General features: G+C 68.1%; 18 protein-coding genes. 16 read left to right on the top strand and 2 right to left on the bottom strand.

Annotated elements, in window-relative coordinates:
* The first annotated feature begins 2 nt into the window (after positions 1 to 2).
* The 7 genes from infB (at position 3) to ACSVDD_RS24725 (ending at position 7,997) form a co-directional block, all read left to right on the top strand.
* A complete protein-coding gene (gene infB, locus ACSVDD_RS24755) occupies positions 3 to 2,771 on the top strand; it encodes a translation initiation factor IF-2 (protein ID WP_448192086.1) in 2,769 nt (922 codons plus the stop codon).
* Positions 2,772 to 3,049: 278 nt separating this feature from the next.
* Positions 3,050 to 3,646 carry a 30S ribosome-binding factor RbfA gene (gene rbfA, locus ACSVDD_RS24750; RefSeq protein ID WP_448192085.1) on the top strand — a complete coding sequence of 199 codons (597 nt, stop codon included), beginning with the start codon at positions 3,050 to 3,052 and terminating at the stop codon, positions 3,644 to 3,646.
* Complete coding sequence (gene truB, locus ACSVDD_RS24745) at positions 3,636 to 4,574, top strand: tRNA pseudouridine(55) synthase TruB (protein WP_448192084.1); 939 nt, start codon at positions 3,636 to 3,638, stop codon at positions 4,572 to 4,574. Before rbfA ends, truB begins: the two co-directional genes overlap by 11 nt.
* A 16-nt stretch (positions 4,575 to 4,590) precedes the next feature.
* On the top strand, positions 4,591 to 4,860 hold the full coding sequence (gene rpsO, locus ACSVDD_RS24740) for a 30S ribosomal protein S15 (RefSeq protein ID WP_448192083.1): 270 nt from the start codon (positions 4,591 to 4,593) through the stop codon (positions 4,858 to 4,860).
* Between the two features lie 276 nt (positions 4,861 to 5,136).
* The gene (gene pnp / locus ACSVDD_RS24735) at positions 5,137 to 7,350 is read left to right on the top strand and encodes a polyribonucleotide nucleotidyltransferase (RefSeq protein ID WP_448192082.1); all 2,214 of its coding nucleotides are present in this window, start codon (positions 5,137 to 5,139) and stop codon (positions 7,348 to 7,350) included.
* 118 nt (positions 7,351 to 7,468) lie between these two features.
* Positions 7,469 to 7,663: a BrnT family toxin gene (locus tag ACSVDD_RS24730; RefSeq protein ID WP_448192081.1), complete on the top strand. Its 195-nt coding sequence runs from the start codon at positions 7,469 to 7,471 to the stop codon at positions 7,661 to 7,663.
* Positions 7,632 to 7,997 (top strand): helix-turn-helix domain-containing protein, encoded by a 366-nt coding sequence (locus tag ACSVDD_RS24725; RefSeq protein ID WP_448192080.1) that lies wholly within the window; start codon positions 7,632 to 7,634, stop codon positions 7,995 to 7,997. The genes ACSVDD_RS24730 and ACSVDD_RS24725 overlap by 32 nt, the downstream gene beginning before the upstream one ends.
* Before the next feature lie 5 nt (positions 7,998 to 8,002).
* On the opposite strand, the gene ypfJ is transcribed toward ACSVDD_RS24725, so the two are convergent.
* Positions 8,003 to 8,917 (bottom strand): KPN_02809 family neutral zinc metallopeptidase, encoded by a 915-nt coding sequence (gene ypfJ / locus ACSVDD_RS24720; RefSeq protein ID WP_448192079.1) that lies wholly within the window; start codon positions 8,915 to 8,917, stop codon positions 8,003 to 8,005.
* A gap of 118 nt (positions 8,918 to 9,035) precedes the next feature.
* Here ypfJ and ACSVDD_RS24715 point away from each other — a divergent pair, with 118 nt between their 5' ends.
* A complete protein-coding gene (locus ACSVDD_RS24715) occupies positions 9,036 to 9,560 on the top strand; it encodes a TspO/MBR family protein (protein ID WP_448192078.1) in 525 nt (174 codons plus the stop codon).
* A gap of 109 nt (positions 9,561 to 9,669) precedes the next feature.
* Here ACSVDD_RS24715 and ACSVDD_RS24710 read toward each other — a convergent pair whose 3' ends face one another.
* Positions 9,670 to 10,692 carry a lysine-2,3-aminomutase-like protein gene (locus tag ACSVDD_RS24710; RefSeq protein ID WP_448192077.1) on the bottom strand — a complete coding sequence of 341 codons (1,023 nt, stop codon included), beginning with the start codon at positions 10,690 to 10,692 and terminating at the stop codon, positions 9,670 to 9,672.
* 65 nt (positions 10,693 to 10,757) lie between these two features.
* On the opposite strand from ACSVDD_RS24710, the gene ACSVDD_RS24705 reads away from it, so the two are divergent.
* The 8 genes from ACSVDD_RS24705 (at position 10,758) to ACSVDD_RS24670 (ending at position 17,462) form a co-directional block, all read left to right on the top strand.
* Positions 10,758 to 11,498 (top strand): glycerophosphoryl diester phosphodiesterase, encoded by a 741-nt coding sequence (locus ACSVDD_RS24705; RefSeq protein ID WP_448192076.1) that lies wholly within the window; start codon positions 10,758 to 10,760, stop codon positions 11,496 to 11,498.
* 170 nt (positions 11,499 to 11,668) lie between these two features.
* Positions 11,669 to 13,066, top strand: coding sequence for an NAD(P)H-dependent flavin oxidoreductase (locus ACSVDD_RS24700; RefSeq protein ID WP_448192075.1), 1,398 nt, complete (start codon positions 11,669 to 11,671; stop codon positions 13,064 to 13,066).
* Positions 13,067 to 13,123: 57 nt separating this feature from the next.
* A complete protein-coding gene (locus ACSVDD_RS24695; RefSeq protein ID WP_448192074.1) occupies positions 13,124 to 13,387 on the top strand; it encodes an HVO_A0114 family putative DNA-binding protein in 264 nt (87 codons plus the stop codon).
* Between the two features lie 161 nt (positions 13,388 to 13,548).
* Positions 13,549 to 13,989: an iron response transcriptional regulator IrrA gene (gene irrA / locus ACSVDD_RS24690; protein WP_448192073.1), complete on the top strand. Its 441-nt coding sequence runs from the start codon at positions 13,549 to 13,551 to the stop codon at positions 13,987 to 13,989.
* 166 nt (positions 13,990 to 14,155) lie between these two features.
* Positions 14,156 to 14,575, top strand: coding sequence for a rubrerythrin family protein (locus tag ACSVDD_RS24685; RefSeq protein ID WP_448192072.1), 420 nt, complete (start codon positions 14,156 to 14,158; stop codon positions 14,573 to 14,575).
* Positions 14,576 to 14,671: 96 nt separating this feature from the next.
* Entirely contained in the window at positions 14,672 to 16,027 is a 1,356-nt protein-coding gene (locus ACSVDD_RS24680) for a heterodisulfide reductase-related iron-sulfur binding cluster (RefSeq protein WP_448192071.1), read from the top strand.
* Positions 16,028 to 16,194: 167 nt separating this feature from the next.
* Positions 16,195 to 16,785 carry a DUF3501 family protein gene (locus ACSVDD_RS24675; RefSeq protein WP_448192070.1) on the top strand — a complete coding sequence of 197 codons (591 nt, stop codon included), beginning with the start codon at positions 16,195 to 16,197 and terminating at the stop codon, positions 16,783 to 16,785.
* A gap of 104 nt (positions 16,786 to 16,889) precedes the next feature.
* On the top strand, positions 16,890 to 17,462 hold the full coding sequence (locus tag ACSVDD_RS24670) for a hypothetical protein (RefSeq protein WP_448192069.1): 573 nt from the start codon (positions 16,890 to 16,892) through the stop codon (positions 17,460 to 17,462).
* The last annotated feature ends 140 nt before the right edge of the window (positions 17,463 to 17,602 follow it).

Here is a 17,602-nt window from a genome sequence, read left to right as displayed (position 1 = left end):
CGATGACCGACAGCAACGACCAGGACCACAAGAAAGTCTTGCACCTCAACGCCGGCGGCTCGGGGAAGGGCAAGCTGGAGTTGAAGAAGCCGGTCGAGGGTACGGTCCGGCAGAGCTTCTCCCATGGCCGAACCAAGACCGTGACCGTCGAGGTGAAGCGCAAGCGCGCCGTCGAGAAGGGTGCCGTTCCCGGCATCGCCGACGGTGGTGCGGCCGCTCGCCAGGCGGCGCAGGGCATTCCCATGCGCGGCGGACCGGGCGGTGGCAACCGTCCGCGCGGCGGCGTCATGGGCGGTGCGGTGCGCCAGCTCACCAAGGAAGAGCGCGAGGCGCGCGAGCGCGCGTTGCGCGGCGCCATCATCGAGGCCGAGCAGCGCCGCTTCGAGCCCGACGAGGTCTATGAGGAGGAGCTGCTCCCCGAGGCCGCGCCGGAGCCCGTTCCGGAAGAGCCGCAAATTCTCGACGCCGAGACGCTGCGCGAGCGCGAACTGGCCGAGCTGCGCGGCATCCAGGAGGCCGAGCGTCAGGTCGCCGAGGAGGCCGAGCGCCGCCGCAAGGAGGAAGAGGCCAAGCGTCAGGCCGCCGAGGAGGCCCGTCGGCCCGCCGAAGGCCCGACCGCCCGCCGGTCCGACGACCGCGGCGTGCAGGGCACCCGCATGGCGCCCGCCGCCCGACCGCCGGTCGCCGCCGGTGCCGGCACCGATACCCCGTCCGCCCGTCCGCCGATCGGCGGCGCGCCGTCGGCGCGCGTCGAGGAGGAGGAGGAGGACAGCGGCCGCGGTCGCGGCCGTCCCGGCAGCAAGGGCCCGGCCAAGGCGCCGGCCGCCCCCGCCCGCAAGCCGGGCGGTGCCGCTCCGGGTGCCGACCGCCGTCGCGGCGGTGGCAAGATGACCGTGTCGCAGGCGCTCAGCGACGACGGCAGCGATCGCACCCGCTCGCTGGCCGCCGTCCGCCGTGCCCGCGAGAAGGAGCGTCTGCGTCAGCTGTCCCGTCAGGAGACCCAGAAGGTGACCCGCGACGTCGTGCTGCCGGAAGTCATCACCGTCCAGGAGCTGGCCAACCGCATGGCCGAGCGTGGCGCCGACGTCATCAAGGCGTTGATGCGCATGGGCGTGATGGCGACCATCAACCAGACCATCGATGCCGACACCGCCGAGCTGCTGATCTCCGAGTTCGGCCACCGCGTGCGCCGCGTCTCGGAGGCCGACGTCGAACTCGGCCTGCGCGGCAACGAGGACATCGACGAGGCGCTGCAGGCGCGGCCCCCGGTGGTCACCATCATGGGCCACGTCGACCACGGCAAGACCTCGCTGCTGGACGCGCTGCGCCAGACCGACGTGGTCAGCCGCGAGGCCGGCGGCATCACCCAGCACATCGGCGCCTATCAGGTGAATCTGGAGTCGGGTGCGAAGATCACCTTCATCGACACGCCGGGCCACGCCGCCTTCACCGAGATGCGCGCGCGCGGTGCCAACGTCACCGACGTGGTCGTGCTGGTGGTGGCCGCCAACGACGGCGTCATGCCGCAGACCATCGAGGCGATCCATCACGCGAAGGCGGCCAAGGTGCCGATCATCGTGGCGATCAACAAGATCGACCTGCCCGACGCCAAGCCGGACCGGGTCCGCCAGGAGCTGCTCCAGCACGACCTCGTGGTCGAGGAGATGGGCGGCGACATCCAGACGGTCGAGGTGTCCGCCAAGGCCAAGCTCAACCTGGACAAGCTGGAGGAGGCCATCCTCCTGCAGGCGGAAATCCTCGAGCTGAAGGCCAACCCGGAGCGCACCGCCGAGGGCGTCGTCGTCGAGGCGAAACTAGAGCGCGGCCGTGGTTCGGTCGCCACCGTGCTGGTCCAGCGCGGCACGCTGAAGGTCGGCGACGTGTTCGTCACCGGGTCGGAGTGGGGACGCGTCCGTGCCCTCATCAACGACCGCGGCCAGAACGTCGAGGAAGCCGGTCCGGCCAGCCCGGTCGAGGTGCTCGGCCTCAACGGCACGCCGCTCGCCGGCGACGACTTCACCGTCGTCGAGTCGGAAGCGCGCTCCCGCGAGATCGCCGAGTTCCGTCAGCGCAAGAAGCGCGAGGTCGCCAACGCGGCGTCCGCCCGCGGTTCGCTGCAGGACATGTTCAGCCGCATCCAGGCGGGCGAGGCCAAGGAACTGCCGGTCGTCATCAAGGGCGACGTGCAGGGCTCGATCGAGGCGATCTCCGGTGCGCTGGAGAAGCTCACGGCCGAGAACACCGAGGTCAAGGTCCGCGTGCTGCACGCGTCGGTGGGTGCGATCAACGAGTCGGACATCACGCTGGCGAACGCGTCCAACGCGATGGTCATCGGCTTCAACGTCCGCGCCAACCCGCAGGCCCGCGACATGGCCAAGCGCGACAGCGTCGAGATCCGCTACTACTCGATCATCTACAACGTGATCGACGACGTGAAGGCGGCCCTCACCGGCATGCTGTCGCCGACGCTGCGCGAGCGCTTCATCGGCTACGCGACGATCCGCGAGGTCTTCAACATCACCAAGGTCGGCAAGGTCGCCGGCTGTATGGTGACGCAGGGCACGGTCAAGCGCGGTGCGGGTGTCCGCCTGCTGCGCGACAACGTCGTGATCCACGAAGGCACGCTCAAGACCCTCAAGCGCTTCAAGGACGAGGTCAAGGAAGTGCGCGAGGGCTACGAGTGCGGCATGGCCTTCGAGAACTACGACAACATCGAAGCCGGCGACATCATCGAAGCCTTCGAGATCGAAGAAGTCGCACGGGCACTTTGACCGGATGGGGCCATGGTTCGCCATGGCCCCCCATCGTTCAACTCCCTACCTCCCCGTCATCCCCGCGAAGGCGGGGATCCAGGGGTTTCCGATGGCGTGCCCGAACCGGGCTGGATTCTCGCCCAAACAAAGTTTGGGCTGACGGCGTCAGGCGGATCGGAGATCCGCTGGAAGCCTTTGCGGGAATGACGGATAAAGAAACAGGTTGAAACGTGGCGGTGGTCTGCACCGCCGGTTTCCCGTGGCGGCTGCTTGGCCGCAAGATGAAAGACAACGCCATGGCGAAGAAGAATCACGCCACCATCCGTGCCGGCAAGGCGCCGTCCCAGCGCATGCTCCGCGTCGGCGAGGAACTGCGCCACGCCCTGGCGGGCGTTCTCCAGCGCGGCGACTTCCACGACCCGGACCTCCAGGGGCACCTCATCACCGTCAGTGAGGTGCGCATCAGCCCGGACCTCAAGAACGCCACCGCCTTCGTCTCGCCGCTGGGCGGCGGCGACATGGACGGGATGCTGGCGGCGCTGCGCCGCGCCGGCCCGTTCCTGCGCGGCCAGATCGTCCGCGCCGTCAATCTGCGCCACGCCCCGACGCTGAGCTTCGAGCCGGACGTCTCGTTCGAGTACGCCGGCCGCATCGACGCCATCCTGCACAGCCCCGACGTCGCCCGCGACCTCGAACCCCGCCGCGGTCCCCGCGACACGGATGAGGAAGACGACTCCTGGGACGAGAAGGACGAGGAAGGCGCCGACGACCTCGGTTACGAGGAAGCCGACGACATCGACGACGCCTTCGAAGAGGGCGAGCCGAGGGACGACGTGCACGACGAACCCTCCACGCCCTCCAACGGCAGCGGACGGGGCGGTCGTGGCGCGTAAGCGGAAGGGCGAGCCGATCCATGGCTGGCTGGTGCTCGACAAGCCGGAGGGACTGACCTCCACCCAGGCGCTGAGCAAGGTGCGCCGCATCCTGAACGCCGAGAAGGCCGGGCATGGCGGCACGCTCGACCCGCTGGCCACCGGCATCCTGCCCATAGCGCTGGGCGAGGCGACGAAGACCGTCTCCTACGCCATGGACGGGGCGAAGACCTATCGCTTCTCCGTGCGCTGGGGCGAGCGCTCCGCCACCGACGACCGCGAGGGCGCGATCATCGACCGCTCGGACGTGCGCCCCGACGCCGACGCCATCCGCGCGGCGCTGCCGGCCTTCCTCGGCGAGATCGATCAGGTGCCGCCGCAGTACTGCGCGCTGAAGGTGGACGGCGCGCGCGCCTACGACATCGCCCGCGAGGGAGACGTGGTGGATCTGGCCGCGCGGCGCGTGCGCATCGACCGCCTGGAGCTGGTCGAGACGCCCGACGCCGACCATGCCGTGTTCGAGGTGGATTGCGGCAAGGGCACCTACGTGCGCTCGCTGGCGCGCGACATCGCCGAACGGCTGGGCACGGTCGGCCATGTGGCGACGCTGCGCCGGCTGCGGGTCGGCCGGTTCACGCTGGAAACGGCAATTTCCCTGGACGAATTGGCCGCGATGGAGCATGGTGCGGCCGTCGAACGACTTCTGCTTCCCATCGAGACCGCGCTGGACGACATCCCGGCGCTGGCCCTGACGGAAAGCGAAGCGCACCGACTGAGACACGGCCAAGCGGTGGCGCTCCTCACCCGGCAGGACCTCGAACGCCTTAAGGCGATCCAGGGTTCGGTCGGCGGGGACGGTACCGCTGTTGCGCTTTTTGCCGGGAAACCGGTGGCGCTGGTCCGGGTCGAGGGGGCGGAGGTCCGTCCGGTGCGCGTGATCAACCTTTAAGACCATAGGAGCCACGATGTCGATTACGCCCGATCGCAAGCAGGAAGTCATCAAGGAATACAGCCGCGGCGCCGCCGATACCGGCTCGCCCGAGGTGCAGGTCGCCATCCTGTCGGAGCGCATCCGCAACCTGACGGAGCACCTGCAGGGCCACAAGAAGGACTTCCACTCGCGCCGTGGTCTGCTGGTCATGGTCGGCCAGCGCCGCCGCCTGCTGGACTACTTGAAGAAGAAGGACCAGGGCCGTTACGCCACGCTCATCGAGCGTCTGGGCCTGCGTCGCTAAGCAGGTTCGACAGGCAACGAGGTCCGTGAAAACCCGCCCCGCTTCTCATCCCGCCGCAGCGTCCGCATCACCGGGCGCCATGGGGCAGGATGTGCGCGGGGCGGGTTTTCCGTTTGTGTTGGTTTGCTCTCGTCAGGCGGCCGGCTCGGGTTCACCGGGTTCGGCCGCCAGTCGTTTCTAAACACGGCCGTTTCTAAACACGGCTTTTCTAAACGGGGTCTGAGACGACTGGTGGCCCCGGCTCCGGGCAGGCAATCCGGCCTGACGGGGTGTCGGATGGAAGGAAAGAACAGCATGTTCAACGTTTACCGCAAAGAAATCGATTGGGGCGGACGCACGCTCACCCTCGAGACCGGCAAGGTCGCCCGTCAGGCTGACGGCGCCGTCATCGCCACCTATGGCGAGACCACCGTGCTCTGCACCGCCGTGGGCGCCAAGGCGCCGAAGCCCGGCGTCGATTTCTTCCCGCTGACGGTCAACTACCAGGAAAAGACCTTCGCGGCCGGCAAGATCCCCGGCGGCTTCTTCAAGCGCGAGGGGCGTCCGACCGAGAAGGAGACGCTCGTCAGCCGCCTGATCGACCGTCCGATCCGTCCGCTGTTCGCCGGCGGCTACCGCAACGAGACGCAGGTCGTCTGCACGGTGCTGAGCCACGACCTGGAGAACGACCCGGACATCGTCGCGATGATCGGCGCCTCCGCCGCGCTGACGATCTCGGGCATCCCGTTCCTGGGCCCGATCGGCGCCGCCCGCGTCGCCTACATCGACGGCCAGTACGTGCTGAACCCGACGCAGGACCAGGTGCCGGCCTCGGCGCTCGACCTCGTGGTCGCCGGCACCACCGAAGGCGTGCTGATGGTCGAGTCGGAAGCCAAGGAGCTGTCCGAAGAGGTCATGCTCGGCGCCGTCATGTTCGGCCACAAGAGCTTCCAGCCGGTCATCCAGGCCATCATCGAGCTGGCCGAGCAGTGCGCCAAGGAGCCGTGGGAAATCCCGGCCCCGGCCTATGACCGCGCCGCGCTGTACACCCGTCTGAGCGACCTCGTTCGCGCCGACGTGGAAGCCGCCTACACCGAGACGGTGAAGCAGACCCGCTACGAGAAGATCGGCGCCGCCAAGGCCAAGGCCGTCGAAGCCCTGACCGCCGAGGGCAGCGAGGCGTCGCACGTCGGTGCCGAGTTCAAGAAGCTGGAAGCCGACATCCTGCGCGGCTCGGTCATCAAGACCGGCAAGCGCATCGACGGCCGCGACACCAAGACCGTCCGCCCGATCGTGGCGGAAGTCGGCGTGCTGCCGCGCGCCCACGGGTCGTCGCTGTTCACCCGCGGCGAGACGCAGGCGCTGGTCGTCACCACGCTGGGCACCAGCCAGGACGAGCAGATCATCGACGCGCTCGAGGGCGAGTACCGCGAGAGCTTCATGCTGCACTACAACTTCCCGCCGTACTCGGTGGGCGAGGCCGGCCGCATGGGCTCGCCGGGCCGTCGCGAGATCGGCCACGGCAAGCTGGCGTGGCGCGCCATCCGTCCGCTGCTGCCGAGCAAGGAGAAGTTCCCGTACACCATCCGCGTGGTGTCGGAGATCACCGAGTCGAACGGCTCGTCGTCGATGGCGACGGTGTGCGGCACCTCGCTGTCGCTGATGGACTCGGGCGCTCCGCTCGACCGTCCGGTGGCCGGCATCGCTATGGGCCTGATCAAGGAGGACGCCGGCGTCGCCGTGCTGTCCGACATTCTCGGCGACGAGGATCACCTGGGCGACATGGACTTCAAGGTGGCCGGCACCGAGCGCGGCGTCACCGCCTTGCAGATGGACATCAAGATCACCTCGATCACCGAGGACATCATGAAGGTCGCCCTGGCCCAGGCCAAGGACGGCCGCATCCACATCCTCGGCGAGATGGCGAAGGCCATTGGCGGGGCGCGCGAGGCGGTCAACCAGAACGCGCCGCGCATCACCGTCATCAACATCCCGAAGGAAAAGATCCGCGACGTGATCGGTTCCGGCGGCAAGGTGATCCGCGAGATCGTCGAGCAGACCGGCGCCAAGATCGACATCGAGGACGACGGCACGGTCAAGGTGGCCGCGGTCGATTCGAAGGCGGCGCAGGCCGCCATCGACTGGATCAAGGGCATCGTCGCCGAGCCGGAGATGAACGTGATCTACACCGGCAAGGTCGTGAAGGTCGTCGATTTCGGCGCCTTCGTGAACTTCCTGGGCTCGCGTGACGGTCTGGTGCACATCTCCGAGCTGGCGCCGACCCGCGTCGCCAAGGTCTCGGACGTGGTGAACCAGGGCGACGAGGTGAAGGTCAAGGTCATCGGCTTCGACGACCGCGGCAAGGTCAAGCTGTCGATGAAGCAGGTCGATCAGGCCACCGGCGAGGACATCTCGAAGAAGGACAAGCCGGAAGGCGGCGAGACCGCCGACGCCGGCGAGCCCCGCGAGGACCGTCCGCGCCGCGAGCGCCGTCCGCGCACCGACGCGTGATGAGGTGAGATAGGGTAAGGGGCAGGGGAGGCTTCGGCCTCCCCAGCGCTCCGACCGGGAATGGGCGCCGCGAGGCGCCTTTTTTCTTTCTTCTGAGCTAGGCCATTGAACCAGCCCAATGGCCCACTATACTGACTCGACGGACGTTGAATTCGAATGGGACGAGGCGAAGAGCGCCCAATGCCTGCCCGAGCGGGGCTTCGATTTCGTCTACGCCGTCCGCTACCGGGTGATCCGCATCATTTCGGCCCGCAAGGCCAACGCCAGGGAGATCGGCAAGCATGGCAACCGTAAGGACCCGCCTGAAGCCTGACGGCAGTGTGGTCCAGATCATGCCGGATGGCGAAGAACGTCCCGTAACTCCGCAGGTGGACACGGCCAAACTCGACGCCACCACCGAAGCCGACATCGCTCGCCACGCCGCCGAGGACGACGCGGACGCCCGGCGCGACGCCGCCGCCTACGCGCGCAAGGTCCGCAGGAAGCTCGGGATGTCCCAGGCGCAGTTCGCGCAACGAATCGGCGTGCCGGTCGACACCGTGCGGAATTGGGAGCAGGGCAAGCGTGCCCCGCAAGGCCCCGCCCGCGCGCTGCTGCGCATCATCGACCGCTCCCCCGAACTCGCCCTGAGTGCCCTCAACGGCTGACGCGCCTACAGCCGCTCCGCCGAGAACGTATCGCAGGCGTCCAGCCGTCCGCTGTCCAAGCCGCGCTTGAACCAGCCCACACGCTGCGCCGAGCTGCCGTGGGTGAAGCTGTCCGGCGCCACCCGGCCGCGGGCCTGCTGTTGCAGGCGGTCGTCGCCGATGGCGCTCGCCGCGTTCAGCGCTTCGTCCACGTCGCCGGGCTCCAGAACGCCGCGGCGTTGCGCGGCGTTGCCCCACAGGCCGGCGAAGCAGTCCGCTTGCAGTTCCAGACGCACTGACAGCGCGTTGGCCTCGGTCTTCGAGGCTCGGCTCTGCGCCGCGCTGACCTTGTCGGAAATGCCCAGCAGCTTCTGCACATGGTGGCCGACTTCGTGCGCCACCACATAGGCCTGGGCGAAGTCGCCCGGTGCGTGGAAGCGGTCGCGCAGGTCGCGGTAGAAGCTCAAGTCGATGTAGACCTTGCGGTCCAGCGGGCAATAGAACGGCCCGACCGCCGACTGCGCCATGCCGCAGGCCGAGTCCACCGCGCCGGAGAACAGCACGAGGTGCGGATCCTGGTAGGTGCGGCCCATCTGCTGGAAGACGCCGTTCCAAGTGTCCTCGGTGTCGGCCAGCACGTGGCTGACGAAGCTCTTCAGCTCATCATCGGCGTTGGAGCGCGGGGCGTTGCGGGTCACGCTGGCCGTCGGTCCGGAGCCCACGGTCGGATCGCCGCCGCCCAGCAGCGCCAGCGGGTCGATGCCCAGGACCCACGAAATGAGCAGCACCGCCACCAAGCCGCCGATGCCCAGACCGCCGCGCCCGATGGGGATCGGGATGCCCATGCGGCCACCGCCGAACCCGCCACCGAGGCCGCCTCCGACGCCTTCGTCGCGCCGGTCTTCGACGTTCTCGCTCTCGCGCCCGTCCTGCCACCGCATGCCGCCCTCCTGTGCCGATGCACGGAGAACAACCGGAAACGGAGCCGCGTTCCGTCCGCGAGCACCGATCCGCGCGGCGTCCGGCCGCGTATACCGTCCGTTGCAGCGAGGACATCCCATGGCCGAAACCGCTCACAGTTCCAACCGCGCCGGGGTCCATGGGCCGGTGCGCTGGTGGCACGCCGTGCTGTTCTGGGTGCTGGTGAACGCCCCCGGCTTTGTGGCGCGCCACGCCAGCGTGCCGTTCGAGGGCTACGTCGTGGTGCCGTTGCAGCCGCCGCCCTGGGTGTTTCCGGTGGTGTGGTTCGCCCTCAACGTCCTTCAGCTCTGGGGCGACGTGCGGCTGCTGAACCGGCGGGCGGAGATCCGCCATTGGGCGGCGCTGGTGGTTTTGCAGGGCGTGCTGTGGGCGATCTTCGCCACGTTTACCACCGTTTACTTCACGTTGGGCAGCCCGGTCCTGGCGGCGGTGTGGACCATCGCGTTCTTCGTGCTGGCGGCGCTGAGCATCGCCTTGGTGTGGCGCGACGACCGGGCCGTCGCCCTGAGCTGGGTGCCGTTGATCCTGTGGACCGGCTTCGCCTCGGTGGTCGCCGTGCAGCAGGCGCTGCTCAACCCGGACCGGGTGTTTGGCGGCGTTTAGATCGGATTGCGATCCGATCTGGACCGCGACTGCGGTCCCGGGCGCGCGTGCGCCCGAAGCCTGGCCGGCGTGTGAGGCCATATGAATCTAAAGCGGATCACAATCCGCTTTAGGGCTCGTAGCGGTGCCTGGCCCCGGTGAAGTCCTCCACCAGACCGTCCGCGTCGATCCATGACGGCGCGGCCGGCGCCTTGCCGTGGCCGCCGGGGATGTCCAGCACGTAGGTCGGTTGGCAGATGCCGGACACCCGGCCGCGCAACGCCTTCACCAAGGCTTGCCCCTGCGCGATGTCCGGCCGGAAATGGCTGGTGCCGGGGGCGAGGTCGGGGTGGTGCAGGTAGTAGGGCTTGACCCGGTGCCGGACCAGCGCGCGGAACAGCGCCTCCAGCGTCGCCGAATCGTCATTGATCCCCTTCAGCAGCACCGTCTGGCCGAGCAGCGGGATGCCGGCATCGGCCAGCCGCCCCAGCGCCGCGCCAGCCTCCGCGGTCAGTTCGGCGGCATGGTTGGCGTGCACGGCGACCCAACTGGTCACTCCCTCGGCCCGCAGCGCCGCCACCAGTTCCGGCGTCACCCGCGCCGGATCGGCGACCGGCACGCGGGTGTGGAAGCGCACCACGCCGACGTGCGGAATCTCCGCCAACGCCTGTACGATGCCGGACAGGCGGCGCGGGGACAGCAGGAACGGGTCGCCGCCGGTGACCACCACCTCCCACACTTCCGGGTGCTCGCGCACGTACGCCAGGGCGGCGTCCAACTCCGCAGGCGACAGCGCGTCGCCGCCCGGCCCGACCATTTCGCGGCGGAAGCAGAAGCGGCAGTACACCGCGCAGGCGTGCAGCGGCTTCAGCAAAACCCTGTCGGGGTAACGGTGAACGATGCCCCTGACCGGTGAATGGGTGTCGTCGCCGATGGGGTCGGCGCGCTCGGACGGGGCGGTGTACGCCTCCTCCGGCGTGGGGATGTACTGCGCGTACAGCGCGTCGCCGGGCGCGGCGCCGGCCAGCTGCTCCAGCACGTACGGCGTCAGCGCCACGGCGTAGCGCCCGGCCACCGTCGCGACGGCCTGTCCGGCCTCCGGCGTCATCAGCCCGGCGGCCACCAGATCGGAGACGCTGTTCGCTGCCTTCATGTCCCGTTCCCACGCGCAGGCGTTTGCGCAATATAGAGGGCCCCGCTCTTACTCCCGCAGGCCCCATGCTGTCGAATCTTCCGCGCCTGATCGGCCACCGCGGCGCCAAGGAGACCGCGCCGGAAAACACGCTCGCCTCGATCCGCGCGGCGGCGCGGCAGGGGGCGTCCTGGGTCGAGGTGGACGTGGCGCTGACCCGCGACGGCGTGCCGGTGGTGCTGCACGACGAAACGCTGGAGCGCACCACCTCGGGCACCGGCGCCCTGGCGGACATCGACTGGGCCGACCTGCAACGGCTCGACGCCGGGTCCTGGTTCGACGCGCGCTTCACCGGCGAGCGGGTGCCGGGCTTCGACGCGCTGATCGACCTCGTGCTAGAGCTTGGGTTGGGCCTCAACGCCGAGATCAAGCCGACGCCGGGCCGCGGCGTGGAGACGGCCGAAACGGCGCTCAACGCCCTTAAACGCCGCCTGCCGTCCCAGCACCCCCTGCTGGTCTCCAGCTTCGAGCCGGAGTGCCTGGACGTGGCCAAGGCGCTGGCGCCGGAGATCCCGCGCGGCTACCTGCTGTGGGACCCGCCGGCCGACTGGGCCACCATCGCCGACCGCGTCGGCGCCGCCACGCTCAACGTCGAGCACGGGCGCCAGAGCGCCGGGAGCATCGCCGCCTACCGTGCCACCGGCCGGCCGGTGCTGGCCTACACGGTCAACGACGCGGCGCGCGCCCGGACCCTGTTCGGCTGGGGCGTGAGCGCGGTTTTCACCGACGCGCCCGGCCGTCTGGCCGAGTCGCTGGGGGTTGACTGACGCTTTCGTGTGGTGGCCTATGCAAATCCGCTCGTCCTTGGCAATTTTTCCTCTTATAAATGCCGCGGGAACGGGCAGGGGGTGCCGCCGGAGATCGCAAGCTTCCGGTGGGGCGCTCGGTTGACCATGTTCTCCGTTTCGTTTCGTGCTCGATGGGTTTGGAGGTTTCGTTGAAGGCGCTGAAGCCACTGGTCATGTCCGGCCGGGAAGTGCTGCCCCTCGTGGAAGGCGGCAAGGGTGTTGCGGTTTCCAACGGCGAAAGCTCCGGCGCCTGGGCGGCGGCGGGGGGCATCGGCACGTTCTCCGGCGTGAACGCCGACAGCTACGACGCGAACGGGAACCTCATCCCGCAGATCTACCACGGCAAGACCCGGCGCGAGCGGCACGACGAGCTGATCGCCTACGGCATCCAGGGCGCCATCGCCCAGGCCAGGATCGCGCACGAGCGCTCGAACGGCCAGGGCCGCATCCACATGAACGTGCTGTGGGAGATGGGCGGCGCCGAGGAGATCCTGCACGGCGCGCTGGAAGGCGCCAAGGGCCTGATCCACGGCGTCACCTGCGGCGCCGGCATGCCCTACCGCATCGCCGAGATCACCGCGCACTACGGCTGCTACTACTACCCGATCGTGTCGTCGGCGCGCGCCTTCCGCGCGCTGTGGCTGCGCGCCTACCAGAAGTTCCGCGACAACCTCGGCGGCATCGTCTACGAGGACCCGTGGCTGGCCGGCGGCCACAACGGCCTGTCCAATTCCGAGGACCCCCGGGTCCCCGAGGATCCGTTCCCCCGCGTCCTGGCGCTGCGCCAGATGATGAACAGCTTCGGCCTGGAGAACGTGCCGGTCATCATGGCCGGCGGCGTCTGGTGGCTGAGCGAGTGGGAGGACTGGATCGACAATCCCGACCTCGGCCCGGTGGCCTTCCAGTTCGGTACCCGCCCGCTGCTGACCCAGGAAAGCCCGATTTCCGGGGCGTGGAAGAACAAGCTGCTCGGTCTCCAGGACGGCGACGTGCTGCTGAACCGCTTCTCGCCGACCGGCTTCTACTCGTCGGGCGTCAAGAATTCCTTCATGCAGGAGCTGATGGCGCGCTCCGACCGGCAGGTGGCCTACATGCCGAAGCCGGTGGGCGAGCACGCCGCCGAGTTCCCCATCGGCCCGCGCGGCCGCCCGATCTTCCTGACCGAAACCGACCGGCAGCGCGCCCAGTCCTGGGTGGACCAGGGCTTCACGGTGGGCTTGAAGACGCCGGACAGCACCATCGTCTTCGTGGCGCCGGACCGGGCCGAGAACATTCTGAAGGACCAGATCGACTGCATGGGCTGCCTGTCGGCCTGCCTGTTCTCGAACTGGTCGCAGGGCGAGCAGGGGACGACCGGCAAGAAGGCCGACCCGCGCTCCTACTGCATCCAGAAGACGCTCCAGGCGGTCAGCCACTCGGACGACTGCGAGAACCAGCTGATGTTCGCCGGGCACAACGCCTACCGCTTCGCCAGCGATCCTTACTACAAGGACGGCTTCATCCCGACCGTGCAGCAGCTCGTCGAGCGCATCGCTACGGGGTATTGACCGCCACTCCGGGCCGTGGCGCTTGTCGCCACGGCCCGTCGATGGCAAGCTTACCGAATGGCCGCCAAACTTGCCTCCCATTCCCGTACGGAAAGCTGGGAGACGCTGACCAAGACATTGACCGGCAAGCGGCTTGATCTGTTGCGCTACCTGCACCGGCGTCCGGCAACCGGCGTTGCCGATCTGGCCCGTGCTCTCGGGCGTGACTACGAGCGCGTCAGCGAGGATGTCGAGGCGTTGGCGGAGGTCGGGTTGATTGACCGGACCGAAGACGGGGTGCATGCCGATTACGATGAAATCCGCACCACTATCGCGCTTTGAAGCGCTTTGACGGGCATCGCGCTTCGACGGGCGGTCCAGACGCTTCGCACACCGATTGCTTGCCTGGGACATAAAATCGTTCTAATCTTAACTTTGGCTGCGGCGGTGTGTCGCGGCCCGGTGGGCAACGCCGTGGAGCCACCACACCGATGACGGGACGCATGACCGGAACCCGCCCCTACAAGCGCGCGCTCGACCGCCTGCACGCCGTCGGTCTGCGCCCCACGCGCCAGCGCCTCGGGCTGGCCCGCCTGCTGTTCGACACCGGCGACCGCCACGTCACCGCCGAGCAACTGCACGTCGAAGCGATGAGCGCCAACCTGCGCGTCTCGCTCGCCACCGTCTACAACACGCTGAACCAGTTCACGACCGCCGGCCTCCTGCGCGAGGTTGTCGTCCAGGCCGGCAAATCCTATTTCGACACCAACACGTCCGAGCATCACCACTTCTTCCTGGAAGGCTCCGGCCGGCTGGAGGATATCCCCGGCGACCATGTCGTCGTGGCGAACCTGCCCGCCCCGCCCGAGGGGACCAAGGTGGCCCGCGTGGACGTCATCGTGCGTCTGGCTCCGGCGCAGGCAGCGGTCGCAACGCGGCCCTGAACGCGAACGCAATGCGTTTCGCGGGCAGACTTTTGCCGCTTAATTTGGACCAATTCTAAAACGTTGACGTCCGCTCGCGGCGGTGGCAGCCTAGGCCACGGCCGGCACGTTTCCGACGCGCTCGCGCGTCGTCGTGCTGGCCGGCAACCTCAGGAGGGAACTAACCATGCCGTCGCTCAAGGGCACCAAGACCGAGGAAAACCTCAAGGCCGCCTTCGCCGGTGAGAGCCAGGCCAACCGCCGCTACCTGTATTTCGCCCAAAAGGCCGATGTCGAGGGCTACAACGACGTGGCTTCCGTGTTCCGCTCGACCGCCGAGGGCGAGACCGGGCACGCGCACGGCCACCTGGAATTCCTGGAAGAGGTCGGCGACCCCGCCACCGGTCTGCCGATCGGTGAGACCGGCAACAACCTGAAGGCCGCCATCGCCGGCGAGACGCACGAGTACACCGACATGTATCCGGGCATGGCGCGCAGCGCCCGCGAGGAAGGCTTCGACGAGATCGCCGACTGGTTCGAGACGCTCGCCAAGGCCGAGAAGTCGCACGCCGGCCGCTTCCAGAAGGCTCTGGATCAGCTGGCCTGATCCAAGCACGGCATGTGGGGACCGGGGTTTGCCCCCGGTCCCTGCCGCTTCCAGAATACCGCGTAGACCGGGAACAACCCGGCCGCAGGAGGAATCATGCGCGAAGGCAGCCTCGGGGCGCCGGTCCGCCACCCGCTCGACTGGCAGAATCCCGACTTCTACGACGAAGCCAAGCTGGACGCGGAGATGCGCCGCGTCTTCGACATCTGCCACGGCTGCCGCCGCTGCTTCAACCTCTGCGACAGCTTTCCGCGGCTGTTCGATCTCGTCGACAACGCCGGCCCCGGCGAGATGCACGACGTGAAGTCCGAGGATTTCCGTCAGGTCGTCGATGCCTGCACGCTGTGCGACATGTGTTTCATGACCAAGTGCCCCTACGTGCCGCCGCACGAGTGGAACCTGGACTTCCCGCACCTGATGCTGCGCTACCGCGCGGTGGACGCCAAAAAGCGCGGCGTGCCCTTCGCGGTGCGCCAGCTGGTCGAGACCGACCGCAACGGCAAGCTCGCCAGTCTGGTGGCGCCGGTGGTCAACTGGGCGTCGGACACCGGCAACAGCCTGACCCGTCCGGTCATGGAGAAGGTGGTCGGCGTCCACCAGGAGGCCCACCTCCCCAAGTTCCACGGCCACACCCTGGTGCGCCGCGCCAGCGACGCGCCGGTCGAGGTCAACACCGCCGCCCCCGCCTATGGCCAGCGCAAGGCGGTGCTCTACGCCACCTGCTTTGCCAACTACAACAACCCCTCCATCGGCATGGCGGCGCGCGCGGTGCTCGCCAAGATGGGCGTCGAGGTCGAGGTCGCCTATCCCGGCTGCTGCGGCATGCCGCAGCTGGAGCAGGGCGAGCTGGAACGGGTCAACCGCAACGCCGCCAACGTGGCCGGTGCGCTCGAGTCGTGGATCGACAAGGGCTACGACGTGGTGGCGCTGATCCCCAGCTGCGCCTTGATGCTGAAGATGGAATGGCCGCTGCTGGTGCCGCAGGACGCCGCCCACCGCGCCCAGGTCGAAAAGCTGGCGCAGGCCACCTTCGACCTCAGCGAGTTCGTGGTGGACGTCGCCAAGCGCCAGGGCTTGCCCGAGGGCATGCAGCCGGTGCCCGGCGGGGTGGCGATGCATCTGGCCTGCCACGCGCGGGCGCAGAACATGGGCGCCAAGTCGGCAGAGATGCTGCGCCTGATCCCCGAGGCCGACGTGAAGGTGATCGAGCGCTGCTCGGGCCATGGCGGCTCGTGGGGGGTGCTGAAAGAGAACTTCCCGACCGCGCTGAAGATCGGCCGCCCGGTGGCGAATCAGGCGGCCAAGGCCGGCAAGACCTACGTCTCGTCCGAGTGTCCGCTGGCCGGCATGCACATCATGCAGGGCATCGAACGCCTGGACGGCGAGGCCGCCCCGCCGGAGAACCTGCACCCCATCGAAATCTTCGCCCGCGCCTACGGCCTCACCGTTTAAAAAGGCCCCTCTCCCTAGACGGGAGAGGGGTTGGGGAGAGGGTGGTTACGGCTCAGAGAGCCGGAAAAAGCCTTTCGCCCGCCCCCTCTCCCCAAACCCCTCCCCCGCGAGGGGGGAGGGGCTTCAAACGGGAACCGCGAACCGTTGCACATCAGGAGACTGGCGTTATGGCTAACAAGACCGAGATCACCCGCGCCGACCTCATGCCGCTGGCCGAGTACGGCGCGCAACGCGCGGCGCGGCGCAAGGCGCTGGTCGAGGTGAAGAAGCACCGCCGCGTCCCGGTCGGCCCCTACGCCACCTTCTATTTCGAGAACTACGAGACGATGTGGCAGCAGATCCACGAGATGCTCTACATCGAAAAGGGCGGCGAGGCGCAGATCGAGGACGAACTGCGCGCCTACAACCCCCTCATCCCCAAGGGGCGCGAGCTGGTCGCCACCATGATGTTCGAGATCGACAACCCCGCGCAGCGGCAGACCTTCCTGTCGCAGATGGGCGGCGTCGAGGACACCATGCAGCTCCAGTTCGCCGGCCACACCGTGACCGCGCGCCCGGAGGGCGACGTCGAGCGCACCAACGAGGCGGGCAAGGCATCGTCCGTGCACTTCGTGCACTTCGACTTCACGCCGGAGCAGGTCACGGCGTTCCGCGCGCCGGGCACCCAGGTGGTGATCGCCTTCGCCCACCCCAACTACGGCCACATGGCGGTGATGCCGGAGCGCGTGCGCGAGGAGTTGGCGAAGGACTTCGCCTGACCGGGCCGCCTGACCGGGTTGGGCCGCTTGACACCGTCGGCTTCCGCATTGGAAATAAGTGCGCTGGGTTTGTGAAGCCGGCGGTTGTTGAGGTGTGCCTGCGGATGCCGTGGTTTTCGACCTTTCTCAAGCCCGTCAGGTTCCGCGGGGCGGACGCGGCGGCCTACCGGGAAAAGGCGGAAAGTCGCGACAAGATCGTGCTGCGTTTCTTCACGATCTTCCTTCTCCTCGCCATATCCAGCCGCAATCTCATCGAATGGAACCTGTACCCGGACACCGTCAGCGCCGGCGCTCCGTATCGAATCGGCACGCTTGCCTGTGCACTCGCGCTGTTCGCTCTGTCCTTCCATCGGCGCAGCGGCCGCTTCTTTCATGGTGCGGTCGGCGTAGGGGCTTTTTTTCTGTCCATCCTGGCGCCGTTGATCAACGCCCAGGCACCGATCGTGTCGCCGTTTGCGATGACGGGCGTATGGATGCTCATTTTCCTTCTCGGGACCTTTTCCTTTGGAACCCGCCAAGTGATTCTGGTGGTTCAGACGGGGGTGGTTGCGCCGATCACGACCTTATACGTGTCGAACGTGACGTTTGATTTCCTGCCTACCCTGGCGCCGTTGGTTGTCGCGCCCATCGCCATGGCGTTGACGATGAGTTACGCTGCACGCCGCCAATTACGATGACCGCCTGACGACGATTGGAGGTTCTTCCGCACTTCTGGTGCAAACAGGGGTGCCGGCGCGTAGCGGCATCCACACATAGAAGGAAGTCGCACTCTCCAGCCGCCATGTAGCCATTGCCCTTCGATCTTCACGCCGTTGTT

The organism is Azospirillum terrae (assembly GCF_053470425.1).
This window is presented reverse-complemented; position numbering and strand designations above follow the sequence as displayed.

What these genes read in the sequence shown, in the direction of transcription:
- infB (WP_448192086.1), top strand. Translation starts at nt 3, where the DNA reads ATGACCGACAGCAACGACCAGGACCACAAGAAAGTCTTGCACCTCAAC.
- rbfA (WP_448192085.1), top strand. Translation starts at nt 3,050, where the DNA reads ATGGCGAAGAAGAATCACGCCACCATCCGTGCCGGCAAGGCGCCGTCC.
- rpsO (WP_448192083.1), top strand. Translation starts at nt 4,591, where the DNA reads ATGTCGATTACGCCCGATCGCAAGCAGGAAGTCATCAAGGAATACAGC.
- pnp (WP_448192082.1), top strand. Translation starts at nt 5,137, where the DNA reads ATGGAAGGAAAGAACAGCATGTTCAACGTTTACCGCAAAGAAATCGAT.
- ACSVDD_RS24730 (WP_448192081.1), top strand. Translation starts at nt 7,469, where the DNA reads ATGGCCCACTATACTGACTCGACGGACGTTGAATTCGAATGGGACGAG.
- ACSVDD_RS24725 (WP_448192080.1), top strand. Translation starts at nt 7,632, where the DNA reads ATGGCAACCGTAAGGACCCGCCTGAAGCCTGACGGCAGTGTGGTCCAG.
- ypfJ (WP_448192079.1), bottom strand. Translation starts at nt 8,917, where the DNA reads ATGCGGTGGCAGGACGGGCGCGAGAGCGAGAACGTCGAAGACCGGCGC.
- ACSVDD_RS24715 (WP_448192078.1), top strand. Translation starts at nt 9,036, where the DNA reads ATGGCCGAAACCGCTCACAGTTCCAACCGCGCCGGGGTCCATGGGCCG.
- ACSVDD_RS24710 (WP_448192077.1), bottom strand. Translation starts at nt 10,692, where the DNA reads ATGAAGGCAGCGAACAGCGTCTCCGATCTGGTGGCCGCCGGGCTGATG.
- ACSVDD_RS24705 (WP_448192076.1), top strand. Translation starts at nt 10,758, where the DNA reads ATGCTGTCGAATCTTCCGCGCCTGATCGGCCACCGCGGCGCCAAGGAG.
- ACSVDD_RS24695 (WP_448192074.1), top strand. Translation starts at nt 13,124, where the DNA reads ATGGCCGCCAAACTTGCCTCCCATTCCCGTACGGAAAGCTGGGAGACG.
- irrA (WP_448192073.1), top strand. Translation starts at nt 13,549, where the DNA reads ATGACCGGAACCCGCCCCTACAAGCGCGCGCTCGACCGCCTGCACGCC.
- ACSVDD_RS24685 (WP_448192072.1), top strand. Translation starts at nt 14,156, where the DNA reads ATGCCGTCGCTCAAGGGCACCAAGACCGAGGAAAACCTCAAGGCCGCC.
- ACSVDD_RS24680 (WP_448192071.1), top strand. Translation starts at nt 14,672, where the DNA reads ATGCGCGAAGGCAGCCTCGGGGCGCCGGTCCGCCACCCGCTCGACTGG.
- ACSVDD_RS24675 (WP_448192070.1), top strand. Translation starts at nt 16,195, where the DNA reads ATGGCTAACAAGACCGAGATCACCCGCGCCGACCTCATGCCGCTGGCC.
- ACSVDD_RS24670 (WP_448192069.1), top strand. Translation starts at nt 16,890, where the DNA reads ATGCCGTGGTTTTCGACCTTTCTCAAGCCCGTCAGGTTCCGCGGGGCG.